The sequence below is a fragment of the Paenibacillus sp. sgz302148 genome (genome assembly GCF_056120465.1).
In genome coordinates, this window is the sequence record NZ_JBVYOJ010000065.1 from 1 (window position 1) to 647 (window position 647).

The window sequence follows — 647 nt, forward strand, 5'->3', positions numbered from 1 at the left end:
ACCGCAAGGAGCCAGCCGCCGAAGGTGGGGTAGATGATTGGGGTGAAGTCGTAACAAGGTAGCCGTATCGGAAGGTGCGGCTGGATCACCTCCTTTCTATGGAGAATCGTTTCCTGCAACGGAAACATTCACAATGTGCCTTGAGCACAACAATGACATTGCGATTACATTTGTTCAGTTTTGATGGAACTTATGGGGCCATAGCTCAGCTGGGAGAGCGCCTGCCTTGCAAGCAGGAGGTCAGCGGTTCGATCCCGCTTGGCTCCACCATCCATGTTCGCAACATGAATTTAAAAGTTTTACTTGCTTTTAATAGAGTGTTGTGATAAGATAATCTTCCTGCTGAAAAAGCAGTGAAACTTGTTCCTTGAAAACTGGATAGCGAAAGTTAAGCGAAAGCTTAGAACATCCTTTAGCTGTATTAACAAGCTTTAGCTGCATGTCCTTTCTAATGAACGCTATTTTACGTAGCGAACGCAGGGAGCGACTCAGCGTAAAAAGCGTTACTGACAACGCGCTGCATGAAATGCAGCTAACTGTTGCAGTGTAGTTAAGCTAATAAGAGCGCACGGAGGATGCCTAGGCGCTAGGAGCCGAAGAAGGACGTGGCGAACGACGAAATCGCCTCGGGGAGCCGTAAGCAGGCA

The 647-nt window shown here is 48.2% G+C and carries 1 tRNA gene and 2 rRNA genes; all 3 read left to right on the forward strand.

What is annotated here, in order from left to right:
• Window positions 1-96 (forward strand): 16S ribosomal RNA (locus AC0LWM_RS32420); the annotation flags it as partial.
• Between the two features lie 98 nt (window positions 97-194).
• Window positions 195-270, forward strand: a tRNA-Ala gene (locus AC0LWM_RS32425).
• A 278-nt stretch (window positions 271-548) separates the two neighbouring features.
• Window positions 549-647 (forward strand): 23S ribosomal RNA (locus AC0LWM_RS32430); the annotation flags it as partial.